Origin of the sequence: Brachybacterium tyrofermentans (assembly GCF_014897585.1) — a bacterium.
Lineage (GTDB): Bacteria > Actinomycetota > Actinomycetes > Actinomycetales > Dermabacteraceae > Brachybacterium > Brachybacterium tyrofermentans.
This window is the reverse complement of the sequence record NZ_JABUXW010000020.1, coordinates 1-26046: the sequence shown is the minus strand read 5'-3', so window position 1 is coordinate 26046 and position 26046 is coordinate 1. Positions and strand designations below refer to the sequence as shown.

General features: G+C 71.4%; 24 protein-coding genes. 18 read left to right on the top strand and 6 right to left on the bottom strand.

Translation table 11 applies throughout. From position 1 onward, the window contains the following. Nucleotides 1–37 precede the first annotated feature (37 nt). Nucleotides 38–1168, bottom strand: coding sequence for an aminoglycoside phosphotransferase family protein (locus INT49_RS14820; protein WP_193118523.1), 1131 nt, complete (start codon nt 1166–1168; stop codon nt 38–40). A gap of 166 nt (nt 1169–1334) precedes the next feature. On the opposite strand from INT49_RS14820, the gene INT49_RS14815 reads away from it, so the two are divergent. The 5 genes from INT49_RS14815 to INT49_RS14790 all read left to right on the top strand — a co-directional run bounded on the left by INT49_RS14815 (nt 1335) and on the right by INT49_RS14790 (nt 6134). Then, entirely contained in the window at nt 1335–2258 is a 924-nt protein-coding gene (locus tag INT49_RS14815) for a sulfite exporter TauE/SafE family protein (RefSeq protein WP_193118522.1), read from the top strand. A 382-nt stretch (nt 2259–2640) separates the two neighbouring features. Continuing rightward, nucleotides 2641–3204, top strand: a complete 564-nt coding sequence (locus INT49_RS14810) for a DinB family protein (protein WP_226850640.1) — start codon at nt 2641–2643, stop codon at nt 3202–3204. 73 nt (nt 3205–3277) lie between these two features. Next, nucleotides 3278–4378: a GNAT family N-acetyltransferase gene (locus tag INT49_RS21590; RefSeq protein WP_319021643.1), complete on the top strand. Its 1101-nt coding sequence runs from the start codon at nt 3278–3280 to the stop codon at nt 4376–4378. A 5-nt stretch (nt 4379–4383) separates the two neighbouring features. Further along, nucleotides 4384–5148 carry an SDR family oxidoreductase gene (locus tag INT49_RS14795; RefSeq protein ID WP_193118521.1) on the top strand — a complete coding sequence of 255 codons (765 nt, stop codon included), beginning with the start codon at nt 4384–4386 and terminating at the stop codon, nt 5146–5148. Between the two features lie 122 nt (nt 5149–5270). Next, nucleotides 5271–6134, top strand: a complete 864-nt coding sequence (locus tag INT49_RS14790; RefSeq protein ID WP_193118520.1) for a GNAT family N-acetyltransferase — start codon at nt 5271–5273, stop codon at nt 6132–6134. An 11-nt stretch (nt 6135–6145) separates the two neighbouring features. Here the strand turns inward: INT49_RS14790 and hutG are convergent, their stop codons facing one another. Then, entirely contained in the window at nt 6146–7159 is a 1014-nt protein-coding gene (gene hutG, locus INT49_RS14785; protein WP_193118519.1) for a formimidoylglutamase, read from the bottom strand. A 128-nt stretch (nt 7160–7287) separates the two neighbouring features. Between hutG and INT49_RS14780 the strand changes: the two genes are divergently transcribed. The 12 genes from INT49_RS14780 to INT49_RS14725 all read left to right on the top strand — a co-directional run bounded on the left by INT49_RS14780 (nt 7288) and on the right by INT49_RS14725 (nt 22916). Then, complete coding sequence (locus INT49_RS14780) at nt 7288–8094, top strand: IclR family transcriptional regulator (protein WP_193118518.1); 807 nt, start codon at nt 7288–7290, stop codon at nt 8092–8094. Between the two features lie 298 nt (nt 8095–8392). After that, nucleotides 8393–9256: a formate/nitrite transporter family protein gene (locus INT49_RS14775; protein WP_193118573.1), complete on the top strand. Its 864-nt coding sequence runs from the start codon at nt 8393–8395 to the stop codon at nt 9254–9256. Between the two features lie 172 nt (nt 9257–9428). Continuing rightward, on the top strand, nt 9429–10571 hold the full coding sequence (locus INT49_RS14770) for an AAA family ATPase (protein WP_193118517.1): 1143 nt from the start codon (nt 9429–9431) through the stop codon (nt 10569–10571). A 295-nt stretch (nt 10572–10866) separates the two neighbouring features. Continuing rightward, a complete protein-coding gene (gene hutU, locus INT49_RS14765; protein WP_193118572.1) occupies nt 10867–12549 on the top strand; it encodes a urocanate hydratase in 1683 nt (560 codons plus the stop codon). 119 nt (nt 12550–12668) lie between these two features. Continuing rightward, nucleotides 12669–13946, top strand: a complete 1278-nt coding sequence (gene hutI, locus INT49_RS14760) for an imidazolonepropionase (RefSeq protein ID WP_193118516.1) — start codon at nt 12669–12671, stop codon at nt 13944–13946. A gap of 11 nt (nt 13947–13957) precedes the next feature. Then, nucleotides 13958–15379, top strand: coding sequence for a YjiH family protein (locus tag INT49_RS14755; RefSeq protein ID WP_193118515.1), 1422 nt, complete (start codon nt 13958–13960; stop codon nt 15377–15379). Nucleotides 15380–15475: 96 nt separating this feature from the next. Further along, nucleotides 15476–17047, top strand: coding sequence for a histidine ammonia-lyase (hutH, locus tag INT49_RS14750; RefSeq protein ID WP_193118514.1), 1572 nt, complete (start codon nt 15476–15478; stop codon nt 17045–17047). A gap of 143 nt (nt 17048–17190) precedes the next feature. After that, the gene (locus INT49_RS14745; protein WP_226850638.1) at nt 17191–18414 is read left to right on the top strand and encodes an aminotransferase-like domain-containing protein; all 1224 of its coding nucleotides are present in this window, start codon (nt 17191–17193) and stop codon (nt 18412–18414) included. Between the two features lie 258 nt (nt 18415–18672). Further along, nucleotides 18673–19524 carry a CPBP family intramembrane glutamic endopeptidase gene (locus INT49_RS14740; protein WP_193118513.1) on the top strand — a complete coding sequence of 284 codons (852 nt, stop codon included), beginning with the start codon at nt 18673–18675 and terminating at the stop codon, nt 19522–19524. Between the two features lie 123 nt (nt 19525–19647). After that, nucleotides 19648–20643, top strand: coding sequence for a TerC family protein (locus INT49_RS14735; RefSeq protein ID WP_193118512.1), 996 nt, complete (start codon nt 19648–19650; stop codon nt 20641–20643). 132 nt (nt 20644–20775) lie between these two features. Then, nucleotides 20776–22479, top strand: coding sequence for a metallophosphoesterase family protein (locus INT49_RS14730; protein WP_193118511.1), 1704 nt, complete (start codon nt 20776–20778; stop codon nt 22477–22479). A gap of 164 nt (nt 22480–22643) precedes the next feature. Next, on the top strand, nt 22644–22916 hold the full coding sequence (locus tag INT49_RS14725; protein ID WP_193118510.1) for a hypothetical protein: 273 nt from the start codon (nt 22644–22646) through the stop codon (nt 22914–22916). 61 nt (nt 22917–22977) lie between these two features. Here INT49_RS14725 and INT49_RS14720 read toward each other — a convergent pair whose 3' ends face one another. The 4 genes from INT49_RS14720 to INT49_RS14705 all read right to left on the bottom strand — a co-directional run bounded on the left by INT49_RS14720 (nt 22978) and on the right by INT49_RS14705 (nt 25403). Then, on the bottom strand, nt 22978–23772 hold the full coding sequence (locus INT49_RS14720; RefSeq protein WP_193118509.1) for an SDR family oxidoreductase: 795 nt from the start codon (nt 23770–23772) through the stop codon (nt 22978–22980). 117 nt (nt 23773–23889) lie between these two features. Then, nucleotides 23890–24444: a DUF488 domain-containing protein gene (locus tag INT49_RS14715; RefSeq protein WP_193118508.1), complete on the bottom strand. Its 555-nt coding sequence runs from the start codon at nt 24442–24444 to the stop codon at nt 23890–23892. Nucleotides 24445–24486: 42 nt separating this feature from the next. Further along, entirely contained in the window at nt 24487–24729 is a 243-nt protein-coding gene (locus tag INT49_RS14710; protein WP_193118507.1) for a hypothetical protein, read from the bottom strand. After that, entirely contained in the window at nt 24729–25403 is a 675-nt protein-coding gene (locus INT49_RS14705; RefSeq protein WP_193118506.1) for a cysteine hydrolase family protein, read from the bottom strand. The genes INT49_RS14710 and INT49_RS14705 overlap by 1 nt, the downstream gene beginning before the upstream one ends. A gap of 193 nt (nt 25404–25596) precedes the next feature. Between INT49_RS14705 and INT49_RS14700 the strand changes: the two genes are divergently transcribed. Further along, the gene (locus tag INT49_RS14700) at nt 25597–26040 is read left to right on the top strand and encodes a transposase (protein ID WP_193118505.1); all 444 of its coding nucleotides are present in this window, start codon (nt 25597–25599) and stop codon (nt 26038–26040) included. The last annotated feature ends 6 nt before the right edge of the window (nt 26041–26046 follow it).

Sequence of the window (26046 nt, the reverse complement as noted above, 5' to 3'; positions counted from 1 at the left end):
CCTGTCTGCCTGTCTGCCCGTCCGCCCGGCCCGGAGGTCAGTCGGTGAGCCCGAGCTCCCGGGCGAGGGTGCCGCGCAGGATCGGGAGCACCCGACGGTGCGAGGACCGGGTGGAGGCGCGCGAGGCGACGTGGACGAGCATCGCGGTGCGCTCGTACGCGGTCCACGCCCGCATCCGGTCGCGGAGCGAGGCGGTGTCGGCGACCGAGGCGGGCAGCTCGCCGTTCTCTCCGCGTGCCTGCACGTAGGTGTCGACGAAGGTAGTGATCTGCTCCTCGACCAGGGGGACGTACCAGGGCCCGCCGTGCACAGCGCCGCCGATGATCGCGAGGTCGCGGGCAGGGTCGTCGCCCTGCGCCCACTCGAAGTCGATGTACCGCACGACCGAGGCGTGCTCCCACAGGATGTTCGTGGCGCACAGGTCGCCGTGGGACAGCACGAAGTCGTCCAGTCCGGCGATCTCCCCCTCGACCGCCGCGACCCGCGCGAGCGCCGCCTCGAGGAAGAGCTCCAGGCCGTGCTCTTCGATCACGGGGGCGTGCGCGCCGCGCCAGGCCGCGACCTCCTCCTCCACCTCGTTGAGCAGGGACGGGACGCCGCGCGGCACCGCCGCCCACGGGTCCGCGCCGAGCACCACCGGGCCACGGCCCGGGGCAGGGACGCCGTGGAGGCGGGCGAGCACCCGCGCGTGCGCGGCCAGGCCCTGGTCGGTCCAGGCCTCGGGGGCCGCCGCGATGCCGGGCACGTCGGACGCGACGACATAGGCGTGCCCGATCGGGCTGGTCACGGGATCATCGTGGACGGCGATCGGTGCGGGCCCCACCCCGGTGGGGATCAGGGTCAGCGCCGCGATCTCCTGGGAGAGGTCCTGGTGCAGCTCATCCGGCGGGACATGGGGGATCCGCACGATGAGCGGGGCGTTCTCCTGAGGCGTCACACGCCAGGCGGCGAAGCGCTCGCCCACCCCCGCGAGCGAGACGCGGGCGGTGCCGGACAGCGAGGCGGGCAGCACGGAGCGGTGCAGGCCGGGCAGGTGCACGGGGGAGGAGTCCGCGCCCAGCGGCATGATCAGCGCGCCGGTGCGCCACGCCTCGACCAGCCGCTGCCCCATCGCGGGCGATGCCGGATCCATCAGGGCCGTGGGGTGATCGGGCGCAGCGGGGACCATGTCGACTCCTGGGAAGCGGGGCCTTCGATCCTACGTGGGCAGGATTCGGGGAGTTTCCTTCGCCACGAGGAGGGCTGACGTCCGGCGACCGGCACGTACGGTAGAGGCGATCTGATCGTCGCCGGGGCCTACGACTCCTCGGCCCCGCACCCTGAGGAGTCCCTCCATGGAGCTCGCCCTGCTCGCGATCGGCGTCGGCCTCGGAGTCGGGATCGTGGTCGGAGCCCTCGGAGCGGGCGGCGGCATCCTCGCGGTCCCCGTGCTCGTGTTCCTGCTCGGCATGCCCACGCATTCCGCGACGGCATCGAGTCTGATCATCGTGCTGATCACCGCCCTGGTCAGCCTCCCGCACCACGCCCGGCACGGGAACGTGGAGTGGAAGAACGGCCTGGTCTTCGCGGGCGTCTCGGTGGTCGGCGCCGTCGTCGGCTCGCGCCTGAGCGCCCTGGTGCCGGCGCCCGTGCTGCTCACCCTGTTCGGCGTGATGCTCGTGGGGGTGGCGATCGCGATGCTGCGCCGGGCCCTGCGCACCCGCCGGGACGAACGGGCCGAGGCGATCGCGCACGGCACCCCCGCGGAGCTCGAGGCCGAGGAACCGGTCGCCGTGCACGACGACCCGGTGCTGGATCAGCCTGGCCCCGACACCGTCGAATCGGCCGACGGGATCCAGCGCCACCACGGCGAGCCCGAGCTGCCCACGACCCCGGCCGCGTCGGCGTCCCCGCGCCTGCCGCTCGTCATCGCCGCGGCGACCCTCACCGGCTTCCTCACCGGGTTCTTCGGCGTGGGCGGAGGCTTCATCGTGGTGCCGATGCTGGTGATCGCCCTGGGTCTGGCGATGCGTCGCGCCTCGGGGACGAGCCTGCTGGTCATGGTGATCGCGACCGCCACCAGCCTGCTGGCGCGTCTGGGCACCGACGTGCACGTGGACTGGACGATCACACTGATCTTCGCCGCCGGCTCCGCGGTGGGCGGCATCCTCGGCGGACCGCTGTCCACGAAGGCGCGCCCCTCGACGCTCACGCTGCTGTTCTCGGTGCTGCTGGGCGGGGTGGCCGCCGTGACGCTGGCCCAGACCCTGCTCGGCTGACACCGCGGGCGCTGCCCGGTCAGACCCTGCGGGGCTGGGCGGGACCACAACCGGGGGCGAGGACGGTTCATGTAGCCGGAGGGCCGCTGGTGACGTGAGCTGGCGATACTGCCAGCTCACGTCACCAGCAGCCCTTCCGCGCTCCCCGGCCCCGGCCCCGGCCCCGGCCCTGCCCGGGCGCTGCACCCGCACGCAGCCCACCGCGTACTGCCCCGCACGCAGCTACTCCCGCATCCATGTGGCCTGGTGCGTCGGAATGGGCGGGCGATACCGACGCACGGCACCACATGGGGTCCTGCGTCCTCCACTCCCAGGGGGCGAGTGCGGATCTCCGCCCCCAAAATCGCTCGTGGTCAGCCCGGTGCCGTGGAAGTGTGCCCCTATGAGCACACCCGAACCGTCCTCTGCCCCGTCCACCACGCCTCCAGCCACCCCCGCGGTCGACACCCGCGTCGACCCGCCGCCGATGGCCGGGGAGCGCGAGTCCCTCGACCGCTGGGTCGAGTTCTACCGCGAGACCCTGCTGCGGAAGATCGACGGACTCGACGCGGAGCAGCTGTCGCGTCGCTCCGTGCCGCCGTCGGTCCTGAGCCCGATCGGGATCGTCCGCCACCTCACCGACGTCGAGGCCTATTGGCTGCGCGAGGTGCTGCTCGACGACGAGCAGCCCGACCCGCACTGCACCGACGACAATCCCGACGGGGACTTCGACGACGTCGACCCCGCGACCGCGCTCGCCGATGTCGAGGCCTACTGCGCGGAACTCGTGGCCACCCGCGCCGCCCAGGCGAGCTGGAGCGACCTCGACGGCCCCGTGCTCGGGCTGCGCCACGGTGAGCAGGTGAACCTGCGGTGGATCCTCACCCACTTGATCGAGGAGTACGCCCGCCACCTGGGCCATCTCGACCTGCTGCGCGAGGCGATCGACGGCGGCACCGGGTACTGAGGAACGGAGACTGAGGGGCGGAGTGGATGGGACGTCACCGCAGGTGCCGGGCACGTGCCGGATACTGGGCGGCATGTCCGACAACCCCGCGCCGCAGCCTCCACGGCCCGAGCCGCGACACTCCCAGCCCGCGCCGCAGCCTCCGCAGTCCGCGCCGCGAAAGCCCCAGCCCGCGCCGCGAACTCCCGTCCAGACCCATCAGGTCACGCTGACCCTCCTCGCGGCCGATGACGCCCCGGCCCTCGTGGAGCTCGAGACCCGCAACCGCGACCAGCTGATGGTCGGCGCACCCGCCCGGTCGGAGAGCTGGTTCACCGAGGCCGGGCAGCGCACCGCGATCGCCCACGCCCTCGCCGACCGCGAGGCCGGGCGCAGCCTGCCGCTCGCCATCCGGCTCGAGGAGAAGGGGGTGACGCGGATCGTCGGCCGGCTCAACCTCTCGGGCATCATCCGTGGCGCGTTCGACTCGGCGTCGCTGGGCTACTGGGTCGACGACGCCGTCAGCGGGCGGGGCATCGCCACGGCGGCGGTGCGCAGCGCGATCGCCGTGGCCTTCGGCGGTCTCGGCCTGCACCGGATCCAGGCGGAGGTGAAGGTCGGCAACGACGCCTCGGCGCGCGTGCTCGAGCACTGCGGCTTCGCCGAGTACGGTCTGGCGCCCTCCTACCTGCGGCTCGGCGGGGAGTGGGCGGACTGCCGCCTGTTCCAGCTGGTCGACTCGCGATGGCGGCCGTCGGACCCGCCGTCTGCCCCACCAGCCGGGGAGCTCGTGGTCGGCACCGAGGTCCCGGCGCTGCAGGAGGTCCTGGACCTCTATGACGCCGTGGGGTGGGGCGCGTACACCGAGGACCCCTCGACGCTGCTGCGCGCGCTCGCCGGGAGCGCCCAGGTGGTCACGGCACGCCGTGACGGCCGACTGCTGGGCCTGGCCCGGGTGGTCGGCGACGGCGCCACCATCGCCTACCTGCAGGACGTGCTCGTGCGGCCCGACGTCCACCGGGCCGGCATCGGCCGACGCCTGGTCGACGCGGCCTTCGCCCCCTTCGCGACGGTGCGCCAGCAGGTGCTGCTCACCGATGCGGAGCCCGGCCAGCGCGCCTTCTACGAGTCGCTCGGATTCATCGAGGCCCACGACCACGAGCCGGAGCTGCGCTCCTTCGTGCGTCTACAGTGACGGACATGGACATCGCCGTGCTCGGAGCGGCCGGGACCCTCGGCCACCATCTCGTCACCCATCTCGAGGCCGCGGGGCACACAGTCCGCGCCCTCGGCCGACGCACCGGGGTTGACGCCGTGACCGGCGCCGGCCTCGCGGAGGCCCTGCAGGGCACGGACCTCGTGATCGACACGATCAGCACCCCGTCGCTCAGCGCCCGGCGCGCCGTCGAGACCCATACGCGGGCCGCCGGGAACATCGCCCGCGCCGCGGAGCAGGGCGGAGCGCGTCGCATCCTGTGTGTCTCCATCGCCGGCGCCGCGGATCCGGACGTGCACCGGTACTTCGCCTACTACCGGGGCAAGGCCGCCCAGGAGGCCACCTATCTGGAGGCGGCCCTCCCGGTCACGCTGGTGCGCTCGACGCAGTGGTTCGAGATCGCGGGGCTGCTGCTGTCCCAGGCGAGCATCGGACCCGTCGCTCTGCTGCCCACCATGCGCATGGCCCCTGTCGCCGCGGACAGGCTCGCGGCACGGATCGCCTGCGAAGTCGAGGTCGACGAGGACTCCACCGACCGCACCTTCGCGCTGCGCGGCCCCAAGGAGCTCACCTCCGCGCAGCTCGTGCGACGCATCCTGGCACGTCGCGGTGACATCGAGGGCAGGTCCCCTCGCCTGGTCGTCGAGCTCCCGTACCTGGGCTCGGCCATCGCCGGCGGCGGGCTGCTCCCCGTTGACGCGGAGGTCGACGACATGGACCTCGAGGAGTGGCTCCGCACCTCGGTGTGACCGCTCAGGCGCCAGCGCCGACCACGATGCGTATCGCGTCGTCGATCAGTCGGGCCGCGACGCGGCCGGTTCGAGCGGAGAAGTCGGTTGACCTGGCACGACCGAGGCCGGAGCATGGCGCCATGGGCATCATTTCTGAAGGCTTCGACCAGCATGCGGTAGTGGACTTCATCGTCCGCCAGCAGCAATCCGTCGGTACGGCGTGCGCCTATCTCGGCACCGAGCCGCCCGACATCCGGGGTGACCTGGAGGCGCTGGACCAGCACTGGACCGAGACGGTCCGCGTGGCTGTGTCGGATACCGGGCGGATCATCGGTGCAGCGGTCATCGAATGGGACGAGGGCATGGACCGCTCGTGGGTGCATGGGCCCTGGGCCGAAGACGATGAGTGGCAGTCCCTGAGCCCCGCTCTGCTGGCGGCGGTCACGACGCAAGCCCCCGTGGGACACCATGAGATGTATGCGAGCGTCGACCATGACGGAATGGCCTGGCTCGCGTCCCACTGCGGATGGCGGTCAGGCGAGGCCAACTTCGAGTACGCCCGCACCTCTTCGGTGCCGAAGGTTGAGTTCGCCCCGGGGGTCCGACCTGCTGTCCTGGCCGACGAAGCAGCCATCCAGGAGCTGCATGATCAGGAATTCCCGGGCACCTATGCGCGTGCTGCGGAACTGGTGAGTCCCGATGGCCCCTATTCGACACTGGTCATCGAGCCTGAAGGCACCGTTCTCGGCTACGTGGCTTTCCAGCTGCAGGGTGAGTCCACCCTCTACATGGACTTCATCGCCGTCCACCAGGACGCTCGCCGGGCGGGCATCGGGGTCACACTGATCGACGGTGCGCAGCAGAGCTCCGGCCGGGAGCGAGTGGTGCTGACCGTCGATGAGCATCGCCCGGAGGCGCGGGCGTTCTACGCCTCCCTCGGTTTCGAGCTCGAGGCGGCGACGCGGCCTTATCGCATGAGCCTTCCGAAGAGTAGCGTGAGATAGGGGTGGTCTGCTCAAGGTGCGGAGCGCAGAGCCCGCGTACCGACCACGATGCGCACCGCGTCGTCGATCAGGCGGGCCGCGGCACGCGCCGTCCGGCCGTCGACGTCGAGCGAGGGGTTCAGCTCCACGACGTCGAGCAGGGCGAGCTTCCCGCTGCCGGCCGCAGCCTGCACGGCCGCTGCGATCAGCGGCAGCGGCACCCCGTAGGCCGCCGGCGCCGAGACGCCGGGGGCGGTGGCGGCCGGGAGCACGTCCAGGTCGATGGTCAGGTACAGGATGTCCAGGTCAGCGGCGAAGTCTGCGACGAACTCGCGGATCCCGTCGGCCCCCGCGGCGAGGCACTGCTCGTCGGTCCACCACTGCACGCCCAGCTCCTGGGCCCTCGCGAAGAGGGCGCCGGTGTTGGAGGGCTCGGCGATCCCGAGCACGGCGTAGCGCAGGTCCCGCCCGGCGGCCCGCTCGGCGGCGGCCATCTGGGCGAAGGGGGTGCCGGAGGTGGGGCGGGGCTCCTCGCGCAGGTCGAAGTGGGCGTCGAGGTTCAGCACACCCCAGCGCTGCCCCGCGCGCGGGCCGAGACCGGAGCCCATCAGCCCGCTGTACGAGGACCAGGCGGTCTCGTGCCCGCCGCCCAGCACCACGGCGAGGCGTGAGCCCGCGCGATCCAGGGCGTGCGCGGTGAGGGCGGCGGCGTCGGCCTGGCCGCTCTCGAGGTCCTCGCCCACGGTCACCGCATCGCCCAGATCGTGCAGACCGACCTCACCGCGGGCGAGCGGCCCGTGCAGGGCGAGCGGGGCGAGCGCTCCGCGCAGGGCCGCGGGGCCGTCGGCGGCTCCGACCCGGCCGCGATTGCGGCGCACCCCCTCGTCGGAGCGGAAGCCGAGCAGCGCGACGTGCGGCGCCGCAGGATCCGCGTCGGCCGCCCCCGGCGCCACGACCTGCACCGTCTGGTGCCAGCGGGCATGCTCGGGGCCGTCGCCGTCGTGCCGCCCGGTCCAGGGGCTCTCGCGGTGCGCAGAGGTCGTCATCGGGGCTCCTCGTCGGCGGGTCAGGGCGTGCGATCGTTCCATCATGGCACCCGCCGCGCCGCGCGGAACGGCGCGTCGAGAGCCACCGTCCGGCCCACCGGACAGCTCCGGTGGCATCCTTGCCGATCATGACACCCCCGAAAGTCCCGGCGGCGGACGCGACGCTGCGCCTGCTGACCTTCCTCGCCTCGTGCCGCTCCCCGGTCGCCGCCGTGCGCCTCGCCGAGGAGCTGGACCTGCCGCGCTCGCGCACCTACGACCTGCTGGCGACCCTCGTCGAGCACGGCTATGTCATGCACCTGGGGGAGGAGCGGCTGTACGGGCTGGGCCCCGCCGCCCACGAGCTCTCCGGCGCCTACCTGCGCCAGGAGCCGCTCGCGCGCATCGGCCGACGGGTCATCGAGGCGATGGTCGACGAGATCGGGGAATCCGGCCACCTCGCGGTCCTGCACGGACGCGATGTGCTCTACGTGGTCGAGGAGCGCGCCCGGAACCGGCCCAGCCTGGTGACCGACGTCGGTGTGCGGCTGTCCGCGCACCTCACCGCGAGCGGCCGCGCGATCCTCGCCGAGCTGCCACCGGCGCAGCTGCGCGCCCTGTTCGGCCACCAGGGGGATTTCACCTCCCGCACCGAGGCGCCCGGCCCCGAGACGCCGCGCGCCCTGCGGGAGCTGCTGGCCGGGGTGCGGGCGGACGGCATCGCGCACGAATCCGGGGCGGTCACCGACGAGCTGGGCTCCGTGGCCGCCGTGGTGCGCGACCACACCGGCTGGCCGGCGGCGGCCGTCGCGCTGACGTTCGTCGAGGCGAGGGTGGACGACGAGCTGCGCGAACGGCTCGATGCCGCGGTGCGGCTCGCGGCCGACGAGATCACCCGTCGCCTGCTGGGCCGGCGCTCGGGACACCCCTCCACCGAACCCTCTGCTCTGCAGTGAGTGCGGCAGCAAGTGCGGCGTCAGGATGCGCCGCATGCCGCAACTCGTCCGGTCCGGCTCAGCCGCGTGCAGCAGAGGATGATCGCCCGGCGACTGCGGAAGAGTCCCGTTCCCGCTGATAGCGTGCGGCGCACTGCAACTCCACCGCAACTCCGGAGAGAAGGTGCCGACCGTGGCTGCTGACAGTGAACAGGGCGAACGGGATGAGCAGGCCGGGCAGGTTGATCGGCGCGAGCGGGGGAACCGGCGCGAGCGGGAGTACCAGAGCGGGCGGGCCGGGCAGCGCGGTCGGGACAGGCTGCGACCCCGGGCGAAGCAGCCTGCGCCGAACACGCGGAGCCAGCACGACGAGCGTGAGCACCTCGGCGAGTCCGACGAGCCGCTCGAGGACAAGCTCGTCGAGGAGTTCCGCGGCACCGTCGAGGAGGGCGCGAACCGCCTGAACCGCACCTGGCGCGCGCTGGTCATCACCGGGCTGTTCGGCGGGATCGACGTGGGCATCGGTCTTCTGGCGATGCTCGCGGTGCTGGATGCGACCGGGTCGAAGCTGCTCGGCGGGCTCGCCTTCGGCATCGGGCTGTACGCCCTGCGTCTGGCCCACTCCGAGCTGTTCACCGAGGACTTCCTGGTGCCGATCAATGCGATCGTGGCCGGCCACGGCACCTGGGGGCAACTGGTGAGGTTGTGGACGGTGACGCTGGTGACGAACCTCGTGGGCGGCTGGGCGTTCGCCTGGGTCGTCGTGGCGGCCTTCCCTGCCTTCGACGACGTGCTGATCGAGGCGGCCACCGGGTATATGGACAAGGGACTGACCGTCGAGACCGCTGCGCTCGCGCTGCTGGCCGGCTTCACCATCACCCTCGTGACCCGGATGGCGCAGGGCTCCACCGAGGGCATCGCGACCATTGCGAACTCCCTGATCAGCGGCCTTCTCGTGGTGGGTCTCGGCATGCTCCACGGCGCCCTGAGCTCGGCCGTGATCTTCGGGGCGATGCACGCCGGGGCGGACATCTCCTACCTGTCCTGGCTCGTGTGGTTCGCCTGGGTGATCCCGCTGAACATGGCCGGCGGCCTGCTGATGCTCACCCTCCCGCGCCTCGTGCGCACCTGGGAGCTCGTGCGCGAGGAGCGGGACGCGCTGCGGGCGACCGACGGGCAGTAGCGCAGGCGCCCGTCCCCCGCGGGTACTCGACTCCCATGGGCAGCTGGCGACCGAAAGGGAAGGCTGAACCGCTGGTCAGCGCCAGCCGACACTCGATGCGCCTCAGTCCTGACCTCGGTGGGGCGGTCTTTTGATCCCTTTGGATATGAGCCCTTCGCTTTATACTCTTTATATGTCGCGCAATCTGTTCAAGCCATCATTCGGAACCTACCCGCACCTCCTGGTCGGCCGCGATCAGCTGCTCGACGAGTTCGAGGACGCCTTCGACGGGATCCTCGACCCGGCCGGTCTGACGGTCCTTTTGTCCGGCCAGCGGGGGATGGGCAAGACGGTGCTGCTCGACTCCTACAGGCGGGCCGCTGAAAGCGCTGGATGGCTGGTCATCACCGAGAGCTCCAGCGCCGGACTCCTGGAGCGACTCACGCGAGATCATCTGCCCCGCCTGCTCCGTGACCACTCCGACGAACCGCGGACACGGCTCGAGTCCGCGAGCGGCACCGTCGGCCCTCTCGGAGGTGGTGTCTCCTGGACCGAGCGCTATCCCGCCGAGTCCACACTCCGATCGCAGATCACCGAGCTCACCGATGCTCTCCGGCCCTCCGGCCGAGGCCTCGTCATCACCATCGATGAGGTTCAGGCTGCCGATATCGAAGACCTTCGCAAGGTCGGCGAGATCATCCAGTACGGCCGCCGGGAGGAGCGACTCCTTGCCTTCATGGGCGCGGGGCTCTCGACTCCCATCGAAGAGCTCCTCGACCATCCCGGAGCGACGTTCCTGCGCCGCGCCGAGCACTATCCCGTCGGTCGCGTGAGCCGTGCAGATGTCCGAGCGGCCCTCGCCGGAACGATCGCCGACAGCGGCCGTGAGATCGACGTCCAAGCCCTCGACCTCGCGGCCGATGCTGTCGACGGGTACCCCTTTATGCTCCAGCTCGTGGGCTACCACTCTCTCAAGGCTCACAAGGCCACTGGTCCGATCACCACGGACGAGGTCAATGCCGGGATCGCGGCCGCGCGCCGTCGCCTCGGCCGACATGTCCACACTCCAGCGCTGCGGCCTCTGTCGAGCGTCGACCGCACCTACCTGCTCGCCATGGCTCAGGATGACGGGCCCTCCCGCACCGGGAAGATCGCCGAGCGCATGGACGTGACTGCCCAATACGCCGGCGAGTACCGCCGACGACTGATCCGTGACGGCATCATCGAGTCGGCCGGCCACGGAAAGGTCCGCTTCACCATCCCCTATACCGCGGACCACCTGCGAGAGCACGCCGCTCACGACGCCCTCGAAGGCTTGGCCGGCGAGGGCGGCTGACGTGGCGGAGCCGGCACGGCGGAGCAGCTGTTGTCATTGCGTGTGACGACTCTCCGGGGTGGGCTGAGCGCCTGACTCTGCGGAGGCCCGCGCGATGGTGCGTTCTGCCCCGGGACGGCCCGTCGCCACGGTGCCTCTGCGTCACGACGGCTGATCCACCCGGACGACACTGTCCGGTATCCCGGACACAACCGCTCTCCGCGGTCTCGACCCGCCCCGTCGGCGGTGGTGTCCTGGTGGGAACACGCCGACCCCTCGGAACCTCCCGAGCAGTCCCCGACACCAGGAGCCGATGATGACCCTCCCCGGAGCCCGCCCCGTCCGCGCAGCCCGCGGCACCACCCTCAGCGCGAAGTCCTGGCAGACGGAGGCCCCGCTGCGGATGCTCATGAACAACCTCGACCCCGAGGTCGCCGAGCGCCCGGATGACCTCGTCGTCTACGGCGGCACCGGCCGCGCGGCCCGCTCCTGGGAGGCGTTCGACGCGATCGTCCGCACCCTCGAGGACCTCGAGGACGACGAGACGCTGCTGGTGCAGTCCGGCAAGCCCGTCGGCGTGCTGCGCACCAACGAATGGGCCCCGCGCGTGCTGCTCGCCAACTCCAACCTCGTGGGCGACTGGGCGACCTGGCCCGAGTTCCGCCGGCTCGAGGCCGAGGGCCTGACCATGTACGGCCAGATGACCGCCGGCTCCTGGATCTACATCGCCACCCAGGGCATCCTCCAGGGCACCTACGAGACCTTCGCCGCGATCGGGCAGAAGCGCTTCGGCGGCACGCTCGCCGGCACGATCACGCTGACCGGCGGCTGCGGCGGCATGGGTGGCGCGCAGCCGCTGGCCGTCACCCTGAACGACGGCGTGTGCCTGATCGCCGACGTGGACCGCACCCGCCTCGAGCGCCGCGTCGCCAAGCGCTACTGCCACGAGATCGCCGACGACCTCGACGACGCGATCGCCCGCGCCAACGCCGCGAAGGCCGAGAAGCGCGGCCTCTCGATCGGCATCGTCGGCAACGCCGCGGAGATCTTCCCGGCCCTGCTCGAGCGCCATCAGGCGGGCGACATCGAGATCGACATCGTCACCGACCAGACCAGCGCCCACGACCCGCTGAGCTACCTGCCCCTCGAGGTCTCCGTCGAGGACTGGCAGCGCGAGTCCGAGGCCGACGAGGAGGGCTTCACCAAGAAGTCCCGCGAGTCGATGGCCCGCCAGGTGCACGCGATGGTCGAGTTCCAGGACGCCGGCGCCGAGGTGTTCGACTACGGCAACTCGATCCGCGACGAGGCCCGCCACGCCGGCTACGACCGCGCCTTCGAGTTCCCCGGCTTCGTCCCCGCCTACATCCGTCCCCTGTTCTGCGAGGGCCTCGGCCCGTTCCGCTGGGTCGCCCTCTCCGGTGACCCCGAGGACATCGCGGTCACCGACGCCGCGCTCAAGGAGCTCTTCCCCGAGAACGAGCACCTGCACCGCTGGCTCGACGCGGCGAACGAGTTCGTCGAGTTCGAGGGCCTGCCCGCCCGCATCTGCTGGCTCGGCTACGGCGACCGCCACCGCGCCGGGATGCTCTTCAACGACCTCGTGCGCGACGGCAAGGTCAAGGCCCCCATCGTCATCGGCCGCGATCACCTCGACTCCGGCTCCGTCGCCTCCCCGTACCGCGAGACCGAGTCGATGCTCGACGGGTCCGACGCGATCGCCGACTGGCCGCTGCTGAACGCCCTGACCGCAGCCTCCTCGGGCGCCACCTGGGTGTCCATCCACCACGGCGGCGGCGTGGGCATCGGCCGCTCGATCCACGCCGGGCAGGTGGGCGTGGCCGACGGCACCGACCTGGCGCGGCGCAAGCTCGAGCGCCTGCTCACCAACGACCCGGCGATGGGCGTGATCCGCCACGTCGACGCCGGCTACTCGCGGGCCGACGAGGTCGCCCACGAGCGGGGCGTGCGCGTCCCGATGACCCCCACCCGCCGCGACTGACCACGCCCCGTCCTGCCCGGGGGCCGGCCCGACCTCGTCCGAGCGTTCCGACAGCTCGCGGGAGGTCGGACCGGCCCCGGGGCATACTCTCCCCACCCTCACCTGCAGGAGGCACCGTCATGGCCAGCACCCTGATCACCGGCATCAGCGAGCTGTGGACCCTCGATCCCGCACTCGACGACCCCTCGACCCCGCACGGCGTCGCCGACTCCCAGGTGCTGCACGACGCTGCCCTCGTCATCGAGGACGGCGTGGTCGCCTGGACCGGCCCCGCGGCCGACGCCCCGTCGGCCGATCGTCGGGTCGACGTGGACGGTCGCGCGGTGCTCCCCGGCTGGGTCGATTCGCACTCCCACCTGATCTTCGACGGCGACCGTGCCGCCGAGTTCGAGGCCCGCATGGCGGGGGAGGCCTATGCCGCGGGCGGCATCGGCGTGACCACCGGCGCCACCCGCTCCGCCACCGACCAGCGCCTGCGCGAGCTCGTCCGGGGTCGGATCGCGGAGGCGGTCGCCGGCGGCACCACGACGATGGAGACAAAGACCGGCTACGGCCTCACCCTCGAGCACGAGCTGCGCTCCGCCCGCCTCGCCTCCTCCCTCGTGGCGGCCGGCGAGCTCGACGAGGCCACCTTCCTCGGCGCCCACCTGGTGCCCGCGGAGTTCGACGGCCGCGACGGCCGGCCCGGCACGGAGGAGTACGTCGAGCTGGTCAGCGGCGAAATGCTCGCCGCCGTCGCCCCGCACGTGCGCTGGATCGACGTGTTCTGCGAGGCCGGCGCCTTCGACCCCGAGCAGTCCGAGCGCGTGCTGCGCGCCGGCGCCGCGGCGGGGCTGGGACTGCGCGTGCACGGCAACCAGCTGGGCCGCTCCGGCGGCGTCGCGCTCGCCGCCGAGCTGGGCGCCGCGAGCGTGGACCACGTCAACCACCTCTCGACCGACGACGTCGACGCGCTCGCGGCGACCGCCTCACTCGCCACCAGCGCGACCGACCTGCCGGGCCGCCTCTCGGTCGACGCCGGGCCGACGGTCGCGACCGTGCTCCCGGCCTGCGACCTCTCCACCCGCGCCCCGCTCGCCCCGGCCCGCGACCTGCTCGACGCCGGAGCGGCCGTCGCGATCGCGAGCAACTGCAACCCCGGCACCAGCTACACGAGCGCCATGGGCTTCTGCGTGGCCACCGCCGTGCTGCAGATGCACCTCTCGCTCGCCGAGGCGATCCGCGCCGCCACCCGCGGCGGGGCCCTCGCCCTGCGCCGCAGCGACGTCGGCCACCTCGCCGTCGGCGCCCGCGCCGACCTGCACGTGCTCGACGCCCCCGCCGCCATCCATCTCGCCTACCGTCCCGGTATGCCGCTCACCCATCAGGTGTGGCGGCACGGGGCCCCGACCCCCTGAGGAGGCCGTCGATGACGACGCCTGACGCTCTCGCCGCACCTGGACCCGAGGACGCCCGCACCTCCTCGGGCGATGAGTACTTCACCGGTTCCGCCACCGGCCGCGCCGGCTCCGTGATCGGAGCCGACGGCACCGAGCGGGCGATCCCTCCTCACCGCTGGCGCTTCCTGCTCTACAGCGCGATCGGCCTGGCGATGTTCTTCGTGTCGATCGAGATCGGCGGGAAGTCCACCATCCTCGTCGACCACGTGCTGACCCTCGTGCAGCGGGTGCTCGGCGCCGCCGTGCCGTGGGTGGTCGTGGCTCTCGTCGCGTTCGGCACGATCCGCCCCTTCGTCACCGGTTCCTGGCGCAAGGGCGCCCTGCGCACCGTCTTCGCCCTCGCCAACGTCGTGGGCCTGGTCGTCGCGGTCTGCGCTGCGGCCGGCTACTACCCGGGCCCGCTCGCGAACCCCGACATCGGGCCGTTCCTGTGGGAGAAGCTCGCGATCCCGGTGGGCCTGATCGTGCCCGTCGGCGCCGTGTTCCTCGCCCTGCTGATCAACTACGGGCTGATGGAGTTCGTGGGCGTGCTGGTCCAGCCGATCATGCGACCCCTCTGGAAGGTCCCCGGCCGCGCCGCTGTGGACGCCGTCGCCTCCTTCGTCGGCTCCTACTCCCTCGCGCTGCTGATCACCGACAAGGTGTACCGCGAAGGCCGTTACACCGGCCGCGAGGCGGCGATCATCGCCACCGGCTTCTCGACGGTCTCGGCGACGTTCATGGTGATCGTGGCCAGCACGCTGGACCTCATGCACCACTGGACCCTCTACTTCTTCCTCACCCTGGTGGTGACCTTCGCGGTCACGGCGATCACGGTGCGGATCCCGCCGCTGCGCGGGGTGCCCGACGAACCCTTCGAAGGCGTCGACCACGCACCAGAACCCGTCCCCACCGGCAACCGCTTCGCCCATGCCTGGGACGAGGCGATGCGCGCCCTCGCCGGTGCCCCGGGCCTCGTGCGCGGGACCTGGTCGACCTTCAAGGACGGCGTGCTCATGAGCTCCGCCATCGTCCCCTCGATTCTGTCGATCGGCCTCGCGGGCCTGCTGCTGGCCACCTACACCCCGGTGTTCGACCTGATCGGCTGGATCTTCGTGCCCGTCGCGGCGCTCGTGGGCCTGCCGGACCCGGCGCTCGCCGGGAAGGCTGTCGCGGTGGGCATCGCCGAGATGTTCCTGCCGGCCACGGTGGTGGCGGGCCACGAGTCCGAGGTGCTCCGCTTCACCGTGGGCGTCACCGCCGTCTCCCAGATCGTGTTCTTCTCCGCGCTGGTCCCCTCGATCCTGGCCACCTCGATCCCCGTGAACGTGGGGCGCCTGGTGATCCTGTGGCTCGAGCGCGTGATCCTCACGATCCTCCTCACCGCACCTCTCGCACACCTGCTGCTCTGACCGGCGCGTGATCACGTCGGCGCACCCGCCGGCCCCCCTCTCCGCCCGCACCAGTCAGCACCCCAGTCAGCTCCTCCGCCGACCGAAAGGCACCCCATGACCAGCACCACCGCACGTTCCACCGACGACCGCACGGTCGCTCTCGCCAGCTCCGGCCTCACTGCGGCCGACGTCCTCGCGGTCGCCCGCCGTCTCGCCCCCGTCGAGCTGGATCCCGCGGCCCGTGAGCAGGTCGCCGCGGTGCGCGAGCACATCGACGCCCTCGCCGCCCCCGGCCACGCGCCGGTCTACGGGGTCTCCACCGGATTCGGCGCCCTCGCGGACACGGCGATCGAGCCGTCCATGCGCCACGCCCTGCAGCGCTCCCTGATCCGCTCCCACGCCGCCGGCGCCGGGCCCGAGGTGGAGACCGAGGTGGTGCGCGCCCTGATGCTGCTGCGCGCCCGCACCCTCGCCTCCGGCCGCACCGGCGTGCGCCCCGTCGTGGTCGAGACGATCCTCGCGCTGCTGAACGCGCAGATCACCCCGATCGTCCACGAGTACGGGTCCCTGGGCTGCTCCGGCGACCTCGCCCCCCTCTCCCACTGCGCGATCGTGCTGATGGGGGAGGGGCGCGCCCGCGACCGCGACGGCGTGGAGCGCCCCGTGCCCGAGCTGCTCGCCGAGGCCGGGATCGAGCCGGTGCTCCTCGAGGAGAAGGAGGGCCTCGCACTGATCAACGGCACCGACGGCATGCTCGGCATGCTGCTCATGGCCATCGCCGACCTCGACGAGCTGGTGCGCACCGCGGATCTCACCACGGCGCTGACCGTGCAGGGCCTGCGGGGTCGGGACTCCGTGTTCCGCCCCGAGCTGCATGCGCCGCTGCGCCCGCATCCGGGCCAGGAGGCGTCGGCCGCCAACATCTTCGCCCTGCTCGAGGGCTCGCCGATCATCGCCGACGTCGCCGCGGAGGGCTCGCGCGTGCAGGATGCCTACTCGCTGCGCTGCGCCCCGCAGGTCGCCGGCGGCGTGCGCGACACCATCGACCATGCCCGCACGGTCGCCGAGCGCGAGCTCGCCAGCGCGATCGACAACCCCGTCGTGCTCGAGGACGGCACCGTCACCTCCAACGGCAACTTCCACGGGGCACCGGTCGCCTACGTGCTCGACTTCCTCGCGGTCGTCTCCGCGGATCTCGCCTCGATCGCCGAGCGTCGCACCGACCGCATGCTGGATAAGTCCCGCTCCCACGGGCTGCCGCCGTTTCTGGCAGACGACCCGGGCGTGGACTCCGGCTTCATGATCGCCCAGTACACCCAGGCCGCCCTGGTCTCGGAGATGAAGCGGCTCGCGGTGCCGGCCAGCGTGGACTCGATCCCGTCCTCCGCGATGCAGGAGGACCACGTGTCGATGGGCTGGCACGCCGCCCGCAAGCTGCGCACGAGCGTGGAGAACCTGCGCCGCGTGCTCGCCATCGAGCTGCTCACCGCCTCCCGCGCGATCGACCTGCGCGCGCCGCTGGCCCCGTCGGCCGCGAGCGCCGCTGCGGTCGCCGTGCTGCGCCGCACCGTCCAGGGCCCCGGCCCGGACCGCTTCCTCGCCCCGGACATCGCCGAGGCCGAGGCCCGCCTGCTGGACGGGACGGTGCTGGCAGCGGTGCAGGAGGTCGCCGGGGAGCTGCGGTGACCGTGGTGCCCTGAGCGGCGCTGAGCGGCGCTGAACCGACGCTGAGCAGGCACTGAGCCGGCTTCGGGACGGCGCTGAGTCGGCTTCGGGACGGCACTGAGACGACCCGCCGCGCCGGTGGAACGCTGAGTAGGGTGCGACGGATGATCCCCCTCAGCTCCGCCTCCCGGCGGATGACCTCGAGCGCCATCCGAGAGATCCTCAAGGTCACCCAGCAGCCGCACGTCATCTCCTTCGCCGGTGGCCTTCCCGCCCCGGAGCTGTTCCCGCTGCAGGAGATCCAGGCCGCGACCGACAGCATCCTCAGCACGCAGGGTCGCGAGGCGCTGCAGTACTCGACCACCGAGGGCCACTTGCCGCTGCGCGAGTGGATCGCCGACCGCGCCGGGACCACCGCGGATCGCGTGCAGATCACGTCGGGGAGCCAGCAGGGCCTGGACCTCGTCTCCCGTGTGCTGCTGGATCCGGGCGACGTGGTCCTCGTCGAGCAGCCCACCTACCTCGGTGCGCTCCAGGCCATGAGCCCCTACGGCGCGCAGTTCGTCGAGATCGCGAGCGATGCGGACGGGATCATCCCCGAGGCCCTCGCCGAGCAGCTCGAGCGGACGCCCGCGACGCTCCTCTACACGATCCCGTCGTTCCAGAACCCGACCGGCCGCACCCTGCCCCTGGAACGGCGTCGGGCTCTGCTCGAGGTGACCCGTCGCCATGGCGTCACGGTGCTCGAGGACGGCCCGTACAACGAACTGCGCTTCCGCGGTGAGCACCTGCCCACCCTCTTCGAGCTCGCTCGCGAGCAGGCAGATTCGCTCGATGACGTGCACGTCGTCCACCTCGGCAGCTTCTCGAAGGTTCTCGCGCCCGGCCTGCGCGACGCCTGGGTGCAGGCGCCCCGGCACGTCATCGACCGGCTCGTGCTCGCCAAGCAGGGGGCCGATCTGCACTCGCCGACCCTCAACCAGATGATCGTCCACGCACTCGTGGAGGACGTGCTCCCGCAGCAGCTCGAGCGCCTGCGGGAGACCTACGGGCACCGGGCCGGCGTCATGGCGAGCGCCCTGCGCCGGCACTTCCCGGCGGATGCGCAGGCGAGCGAGCCCGACGGTGGCATGTTCTGCTGGATCGAGCTGGGATCCGGGGCCGAGGAGCCGCGTACGACGGCCGGCAGGGCGATCGACACCGGCGCCCTGCTGGACACGGCGGTCCGGGCCGGGGTCGCCTACGTCCCCGGGCAGCCCTTCTTCGCCCACGGCGACGGCCGCAGCACCCTCCGCCTGAGCTTCACGAGCTCCACCGACGAGCAGATCGAGACCGGCATCCGCACTCTCGGCGAGGTCTTCGCCGCTGCGGGAGACGACGCCCGCTGACACCTGGCGGCGTCGTGGCTGCGGGTCTCCGTGCTCCATGCCGGCCCGACCGGGCTCGCCCGCGTCCGCCCGCATTCGTCCGCGATCGATGGCGCTGGGACCTGGTGGCCGGACGGGCGATGTCGGGCTGCCCCGACGATCGTGTCGCAGGCAGTGACAGCGCGCCCGTCACGGCGCATGCTCAACGCCATGACCTCCGTGAACTCTTCGACCTCGACGTCTCGCCTCGCCTCTCTCACCGCCCGGAGCGCTTCTCCCGTGGACCGTAGCGATCGCCGCCGCGGACTCCAGCTGCCGCTCGGCATCGTCCTGTTCGTCGTCGCCGAGGTGGTGATGACGGGGCTCGCCGCGCTTCTCGGCGGTCCGTGGGCGCTCCTGCTCGGAGCGTGCGTGGGCGCCGCCCTCGGCATCGGGGGCTACCTCCTGATCGTCGGCCCGATCGGCGGCAGCCCCGGGCTCGGCCTGCGTGGCCGCGGCAAGCTCGCCGAGCTGGCCGTGGGGCTGGTGCTCGGCACCGCCCTGATGGCCCTCGCCGTCGGCCTGATCGCCCTGCTGGGCGGCTACCGCGTCACCGGCTTCTCGGCGTCGCCGCAGCTGCTGGCGCCGCTCGCGATCGGCATCGGTGCCGGATTCCTCGAGGAGATCCTGTTCCGTGGGGTCCTGCTGCGCGTGCTCGACTCCTGGGTGGGAAGCTGGGCGGCTCTCGCGATCACCTCGCTGCTGTTCGGGCTGATCCACATGACGAACCCCGGGGCGTCGGTCCTGACCGCGCTCGGCCTCGTCGTCGAGGCGGGAGTGCTGCTGGGCGCCGCCTACCTCCTGACCCGGCGGCTGTGGCTGGTGATCGGTATCCACATCGCGTGGAACACCGTGCAGGGCGGCGTGTTCTCCTCCTCCGTGTCCGGGACGGGCGAGCAGAGGGGACTGCTCCTCGCCGAGACGAACGGACCGGACTGGCTGACCGGCGGGTCGATGGGGATCGAGGGGTCCCTCGTCACAGTGCTCCTGGGCTTCGCCGTGGGCATCGTGATGCTGGTGCTCGCGACCCGTCGCGGACACGTGCTGCCGTCGGTGCGGACCGAGAGGCGTCGGGCTGCGGGAGAGAGCTGAGGGAGAGGGTCCTCACTCCGGGGGATCCCGGGCGAGCTCCCTAGTACTCTGACTCCGGGATTGCTCGAGCACTCCCGTCCCGTCCCCTCGGGAAGATCGCCCGCACCACCCGAAGGAATGCACATGGGAGAGCTCCACCTCGGCTTCGAGATCGCGGCACTGGTCGTCCTCGTGGCCATCCTGCTCGTCGACCTCCTGCTGGTCCTCAAGCGTCCCCACCTGCCCTCCATGAAGGAGTGCGCGGCGTGGATCGGGTTCTACGTCAGCCTCGCGCTCATCTTCGCGGTGGTGCTGTTCTTCGTGGGCGGTGTGGCACCGGCCTCCGAGTTCGTCACCGGCTGGCTGCTGGAGTACTCGCTGAGCATCGACAACCTGTTCGTCTTCATCGTGATCATGGGCAAGTTCGCGGTCCCGAAGAAGTACCAGCAGGAAGTGCTGATGGTGGGCATCATCATCGCGCTGATCGCCCGCGCGCTGTTCATCGTGGCCGGCGCGGTGCTCATCAACAACTTCGCGTGGATCTTCTACATCTTCGGCCTCTTCCTGCTGTGGACCGCCTGGAAGCAGACCCAGGAGGAGGACGAGGACAGCGGCGACTCGTTCATCATGCGCGGGGTCCGGAAGCTGTTCCCCGTCTCCGACCATTACGACGGCAACAACCTGCGCACCATCGTGAACGGCAAGAAGCTGTTCACCCCGATGCTGCTGGTGTTCATCACGATCGGCCTCACCGACGTCATGTTCGCGCTGGATTCGATCCCGGCGATCTTCGCGGTCACCCAGAGCCCGTTCCTGGTCTTCACGGCCAACCTGTTCGCGCTGATGGGGCTGCGCCAGCTGTACTTCCTGCTCGGTGGCCTCCTGGAGCGCCTGGCCTACCTGCACTACGGCATCGCCGCGATCCTCGGCTTCATCGGCATCAAGCTGATGATCCACGCGATCCACGAGGCCCCGCTGGACTTCATCCCCGGCTTCTCCGCCCTGGAGAAGATCCCCGAGGTCCCGATCTGGCTCTCGCTGACCGTCATCGTGGTCGCCATGGGCGCCGCCGTCGCCGCCTCCCTGCTGATCCCCCCGAAGAGCTCCAGGAACCGGGTCGAGAGCGGGTCCTCCTCGTAGGAGTGACGTCAGGTCGTCGCCGGTACGCGTGATGGCCATCCGGTGTTGGGTCAGAGGCCAGCTGTTCGAGAGGGCAGGTGCCTAGCCTCGGGCGTGATCGTTCACGTCCAGCTGACCCGATATGGAGACCTCATGTCCGCTCTGTCCCGTCCGGACCGTCGCACCGTTCTTCGCCTGCCGATCGGAGTCGGTGCGCTCGGCACCGGTGCGGGTGCATCTGCCGCCTCCGCTGCCGCCACCGCGCCCACCGCGCCCACCGCTCCGATGGCTCCGACGGCTCCGGCGTCGGGCGATGCCTGGACCTTCGGCCTGATGTGCGACACCCAATGGGGCGCCGACGCCGACGGGGAGAACCCCGGCGCCATTGCCGGTGGCCTCCAGCGGCTGATCGACGAGCGCATGATCGAGCTGGGCGCAGCCTTCCTGATCCAGGTCGGGGACAACGTCGACGTGGAGGACGACCGCTACAACGGCCGCCCCGAGGTGCGCACCCTGCCGATCAAGGGCGAGCTCGTCCAGCCCCTGTACGACGCCGGGATCGGCTTCTACACCCTGCGCGGCAACCACGAGTCCTCGCAGACCGCCGCTCAGGAGCTGCCGGAGGTCTTCCCCCAGCATCTCGGTGAGGGCGACCATCCGCTGGGCGGCGCCACGAACTTCTCCTCCCCGTCCGAACTGCTCGCAGGGCTGTCCTACTCCTTCGATGTGAAGAACGTCCGGATCATCATGCTGGACCAGTTCACCCGCCCCGACGGCACGGGCTCGACGGGGGACAACATCCTGGACCAGCTCGACTGGATCGAGGAGCGGGTGATGAGCCGCAGCGAGGACATGCACTGCATCATCGCCGCCCACAAGAACCTCATCGGCGGCAACCACGTCGACTGCCTGTTCGGGGCGGACCCCTCCGACAACCCGGACGGCGTCGACCGCTTCCTGCGGATCTGCGACGAAGGTGGTGTCGCCTTCGTCTGGGGCGGTCACGACCACCACCACAAGCGCTCCATCATCACCAGCACCGACGGTCGGCACAGCGTCGAACAGCTGATCGCGGGCTCGGACAGCTCGAAGTTCTACACGCCCGATCGGCCGGCGATCGCCGACACCTACGGCGGGCCGTCCGAGACGGTCCTCGCCGAGGAGCTGTGGACGCTGACCCACTACGTCATCACCGTCGACGGCCCGAACCTGAGCGTCGACTTCTTCTCCATGAGCACGGGCGTCGACTACGGCCCGGCGTCCCTCACCGCGACCCCGCCGGAGACCGGGTGGTCCTGGCGCGAAGGATGGGGCAGCTCGCTGAACGGTGCCAGCTTCGTCGTCGCCCCCGGAGAGCGGTACACCGTGGTGACCGACGAGTTCGAGGGCACCACCGCCGCGATCATCGAGGGCACGAACACGTCCGAGCGGACCGACTATGCAGGGCGCACCATGTCCCGGCGCATCGTCACCGGCTGGGAGCCCGCGCAGGCAGGGGACGCCTCCCACCGTCTCCACCTCCACGGGATGCACCACAACATCGCGCTGCACGACGAGGATCTCACCGGGCAGCTCCCCGACCAGGACGAGACCGGGCAGGGCGACCGTTTCGTCCTCGAGCTCACCGGCGACGCCCGTCCCTTCCGCGCCGACGGCAGCTATGGGGTGGCCCAGCGCACCGACAGCGGCCGATGGGCCAACGCCGTGACCGGGAACCACACCGGCACCACGCAGTTCGTCAAGGGTGCCTACCGCGAGGGCTACGACGTCGGCACCTACGGCGTGGATCCCCGCACCAAGAAGGCCTGGGCCGTGCTCGACCACGGAGGGGTCTTCGCGCTGCGCCGCGGTATCTGAGAGCCCGGCGGGGGTCGCGAGGCTCCCGTCGGCGCGGAGCTGCCGGTGTCAGTTCCGCGGGCGCTGCTCGGGGACCGGCGATCGTCCCAGGCCAGAAGTGGTTCTCCGCTGCGGCGTAGAGTCGTGAGCGCGGGATCAGGCGGAACTGGGACGAGGAGCCAATCGTGGACGACGAGGTCGACCCGACCGACTCTGCCGGGGAGGCGGTGTGCTGGATCGGTCTGCTGTGTCCGGAGTGCGGCGCCATGCCCGAGGGGGAGGGCACCCGCGATCCGAGCGTGCCCTGCTGGCGCTGCGGAGCGGTGCGGCCGACGGACCCCGACGTGCGGCCGACGGACCCCGACGTGCGGCCGACGGGCCCGGACGTGCGGCAGGCAGACCCCGACGCACAGCAGGCAGACCCTCAGGTGCGACCGACGGATCCCGACGACGCCTGAGTCGTCCCGCCTGCTGCCTGCCTCCTGCTGACCGGTTCCCGCTACGTGGTTCCCGCAGCCTTCACAGGGCCGGCGAGGCGAACCCTCCATTGGAGTAGAGCAGCTGACCGCGCATCCAGGCGCCCTGCTCGGAGACCAGGAAGCGCACCAGGTCGGACACGGTCCCGGGCTCGCCGAGATGCCCTGCGGGCGTCGCGGCCGCCCCGGACGCGCGGATCGCGTCGTCCATCCAGCCGGTGTCGATCGGGCCCGGGTTGATGACGTTGGTGCGCACGTCCCGGTCGGCGAGCTCGTGGGTGCCGGCCAGCACGAGCCGGTCCAGCGCCCCCTTCGTGGCGCCGTAGGGCAGGTTGTGCACCGTGTGGTCGCTGGTCAGGGCGATCATCGCACCACCGGGAGTGTCCCGGCCCAGCTCCACCTGTTCTGCGAAGGCCTTCAGCAGCAGCCACGTGGCGCGCACATTGACCGCGTAGTGGCGGTCGAAGCTCTCCACCGTGGTGTCCAGGATCGAGGAGTCCACCGACTCGCAGTGGCAGGTCACGAGCACGCCGAGCGGGCCGAGGGCCTCCCGGGCCGTGGTCACGAGCGCCGGCGGGACCGCGGGGTCCTCGAGGTCGCCGGGGATCAGTTCGACGCGGCGCCCGTCGGCTCGTAGCTCCTCGGCCAGCAGGTCCACGTCGGCCGGTTCCCCGAGGACCCGGCGGTCATAGGGATCGTGGTAGTTCAGGGCCAGGTCATAGCCGTCGGCCGCGAGACCGCGGGCGATCGCGGCGCCGATCCCGCGCCGACGGCCCACGCCCGTGATCAGCGCGGTGCGGGGGAGCGGCGGGGTGGTGTGCGAGGTGGGGGAGTCCATGGGGCCGACGCTAAGGCCTGAACTCCGCGGCGACCACTGTTTTTCGGGGCGGTGACCGGTCGGAGCAGTAGGGGAGCCTGTGCCGTCAGCAGCCTTGCCGGCCCGTGGCGCGTGCTGTCAGGACTCCTCGCGGTCCGGCAGATCCCAGACCACGTGGCCGTCCTCGTCGAGCCGTGCCCCCTCGCTCGGCTCATGGGGGCGCTCCTTCCCCGGGTGCATGAGGTCTGCGACGTCGACCTCGTGCTCCAGCAGCATCACGTCGGCGATGAGACGACGGTGGCACCGCCACCACACGGCCTCGGAGCACATCACCGCGGTGCGGGTGCGGGCCACGTCGTCCAGCAGGTCGGCGATACCGGCGCGGAAGTCCTCGCTGCGGGTCCAGCTGGCGTAGGCGCGGAACTGCTTCACGCGCCACCAGGTGTCCGGCGACTGCGCATCCTCGTCCTTCGTGAGCCGGCGCCGTCCGCCCAGACGCTCGTCCCAGCGGTAGGAGATGCCGGCCTCCGCGCAGATCTCCTCGGCGACGCCGCGGGCGGCGGCGTCGTTCGCCCGGGAGCCGGGGAAGCGGCGCACGTCCACGAGCTGCTCGATCCCTGCTCCGCGCAGCAGATCGGCGAGCTCCTGGCGCGAGAGGGTGCCGTGACCGACGGTGAGCAGTGAAGGGGCCATGCCTCCAGGATGGCACCTGTCGCCCTCACGTGCGGAAGGCCTTCAGCGCTGCTGCTGCTCCTGCTGGGTGCGAAGCTCCAGCGTCCCGCTCTCGAAGAGCTGGATCTTGCCGCAGCCCGAGCAGGACAGCACGATCGCCTCGGGACTGAACACCTCGACGTCGAAGAACGACGCCGACCCGGAGCTCAGCACGATCTTCCGCCACCAGTACCAGCCGCCGCCGCAGTGCCCGCACATCACGTACTTCCCTGCCGCGGTCGCGGTGACCTGTTCCTTGGCGGCCATCAGCGTCCCTTTCGTGGGTCGTCGTCAGGCTCCGTCCGAGCCTGAGCGTTCGGGTTTCCCTGGTCGAGCTGGATCGTCCCGTCCGCCAGGATGTCGGCGGTGGTGCGCAGGTCGACCTGCGGCGGGAACAGGCTCATCGTGTGCAGGGCCGGTGGGCCGTTCTCGGCGGCGGAGTGCGCGACGGCGTCGGTGACCACGCTGAGCCGCACCCCGGCATCGGCCGCGGGGAGCACGGTCGAGATGACGCAGCAGTCGGTGGTCACGCCCGTGACCAGCAGATGTGTGGCTGGGTTCGTGGCCCAGCCCACGCGCTCGGCCAGCTGCTGCCCCCATTTCCCGAACGTCGGCTCGTCGATCGTCGGATGGGCGCTCAGCCCCTGGGCGGGCGCGACCAGCTCGTACCGGGGATCCTCCGCCGGGACGTCGGCGAAGGGCCAGGCATGGAAATAGTCGCCCCAGGCTGTGGCCCGGTCCGCGGTGGGCAGCCAACGGGTGATCAGCGTGCGCTCGGGGCCGACGGACTCCGCCAGGCGCGCGATGTTCTCCATCGCGGTGGGGAAGAATGGCGAGCACCACTCGGAGGCGGGGTCGGCGAAGATCCGTTGCGGATCGACGATCAGGAGCCAGGGCTGGGGCTCGGGAGCGGGGTCGGAATGACGGGCGGCACTGTCCATAGGGGGACTCTACGAGAGCGGAGGACGTGGGGTCCGCTGTCCACAATCCCCGCTGCACGCAGCGCCTGCCGCCCGCAGTATCCGCAGCACCCAGCGCCACCCAGCATCGGTGGCCCCCTGCGTGTCAGGGTGAGTTGAGACCAGTGGTTCATAGCAAGTCCGCCTTCGCAGGGCGAGATCAGGAACGACCCCGATGAGCATCTCGACTCTCTCCACGCTGCCGTCGTCGACCCGCGATGATGGGTCCATGAGCAGTTCGCATCCCCGCGCCGATGGTCCGCGCCGTCGCCGGTTCACGCCCGAGCAGAAGCTCGCCCACCTGGCCGCCTACGAGGAGGCCTGCGAGCAGCAGCAAGGCGGTGCCTACCTGCGCCGCGAGGGCCTGTATTCCTCGTTGATCACCGAGTGGCGGCGGCTGCGCGATGCCGGCGTGCTGCAGGGCAAACAGCCCGGGCAGGCGATCGGCCGGCCCAGCAAGGAGCAGGCCGAGATCGCCCGGTTGCGGCGCGAGCTGGAGACGACCCAGCAGCGCCTGGATCGCACCGAGACCGCGCTGGAGATCATGGGAAAAGCACGCGCGCTCTTGGAGGACATCTCCGAGAGCGCGGATACCGAGACCAAGCGCAACAAGCGCTGATGAACG

Excerpts from the sequence above, each read along its gene's own strand:
- INT49_RS14700 (WP_193118505.1), top strand. The coding sequence starts at position 25,597 with ATGAGCATCTCGACTCTCTCCACGCTGCCGTCGTCGACCCGCGATGAT.
- INT49_RS14745 (WP_226850638.1), top strand. The coding sequence starts at position 17,191 with ATGATCCCCCTCAGCTCCGCCTCCCGGCGGATGACCTCGAGCGCCATC.
- INT49_RS14755 (WP_193118515.1), top strand. The coding sequence starts at position 13,958 with ATGACGACGCCTGACGCTCTCGCCGCACCTGGACCCGAGGACGCCCGC.
- INT49_RS14820 (WP_193118523.1), bottom strand. The coding sequence starts at position 1,168 with ATGGTCCCCGCTGCGCCCGATCACCCCACGGCCCTGATGGATCCGGCA.
- INT49_RS21590 (WP_319021643.1), top strand. The coding sequence starts at position 3,278 with ATGTCCGACAACCCCGCGCCGCAGCCTCCACGGCCCGAGCCGCGACAC.
- INT49_RS14735 (WP_193118512.1), top strand. The coding sequence starts at position 19,648 with ATGGGAGAGCTCCACCTCGGCTTCGAGATCGCGGCACTGGTCGTCCTC.
- INT49_RS14815 (WP_193118522.1), top strand. The coding sequence starts at position 1,335 with ATGGAGCTCGCCCTGCTCGCGATCGGCGTCGGCCTCGGAGTCGGGATC.
- INT49_RS14780 (WP_193118518.1), top strand. The coding sequence starts at position 7,288 with ATGACACCCCCGAAAGTCCCGGCGGCGGACGCGACGCTGCGCCTGCTG.
- hutH (WP_193118514.1), top strand. The coding sequence starts at position 15,476 with ATGACCAGCACCACCGCACGTTCCACCGACGACCGCACGGTCGCTCTC.
- INT49_RS14790 (WP_193118520.1), top strand. The coding sequence starts at position 5,271 with ATGGGCATCATTTCTGAAGGCTTCGACCAGCATGCGGTAGTGGACTTC.
- INT49_RS14705 (WP_193118506.1), bottom strand. The coding sequence starts at position 25,403 with ATGGACAGTGCCGCCCGTCATTCCGACCCCGCTCCCGAGCCCCAGCCC.
- INT49_RS14730 (WP_193118511.1), top strand. The coding sequence starts at position 20,776 with ATGTCCGCTCTGTCCCGTCCGGACCGTCGCACCGTTCTTCGCCTGCCG.
- hutI (WP_193118516.1), top strand. The coding sequence starts at position 12,669 with ATGGCCAGCACCCTGATCACCGGCATCAGCGAGCTGTGGACCCTCGAT.
- INT49_RS14710 (WP_193118507.1), bottom strand. The coding sequence starts at position 24,729 with ATGGCCGCCAAGGAACAGGTCACCGCGACCGCGGCAGGGAAGTACGTG.
- hutU (WP_193118572.1), top strand. The coding sequence starts at position 10,867 with ATGACCCTCCCCGGAGCCCGCCCCGTCCGCGCAGCCCGCGGCACCACC.
- INT49_RS14770 (WP_193118517.1), top strand. The coding sequence starts at position 9,429 with ATGTCGCGCAATCTGTTCAAGCCATCATTCGGAACCTACCCGCACCTC.
- INT49_RS14720 (WP_193118509.1), bottom strand. The coding sequence starts at position 23,772 with ATGGACTCCCCCACCTCGCACACCACCCCGCCGCTCCCCCGCACCGCG.
- INT49_RS14810 (WP_226850640.1), top strand. The coding sequence starts at position 2,641 with ATGAGCACACCCGAACCGTCCTCTGCCCCGTCCACCACGCCTCCAGCC.
- INT49_RS14795 (WP_193118521.1), top strand. The coding sequence starts at position 4,384 with ATGGACATCGCCGTGCTCGGAGCGGCCGGGACCCTCGGCCACCATCTC.
- hutG (WP_193118519.1), bottom strand. The coding sequence starts at position 7,159 with ATGACGACCTCTGCGCACCGCGAGAGCCCCTGGACCGGGCGGCACGAC.
- INT49_RS14715 (WP_193118508.1), bottom strand. The coding sequence starts at position 24,444 with ATGGCCCCTTCACTGCTCACCGTCGGTCACGGCACCCTCTCGCGCCAG.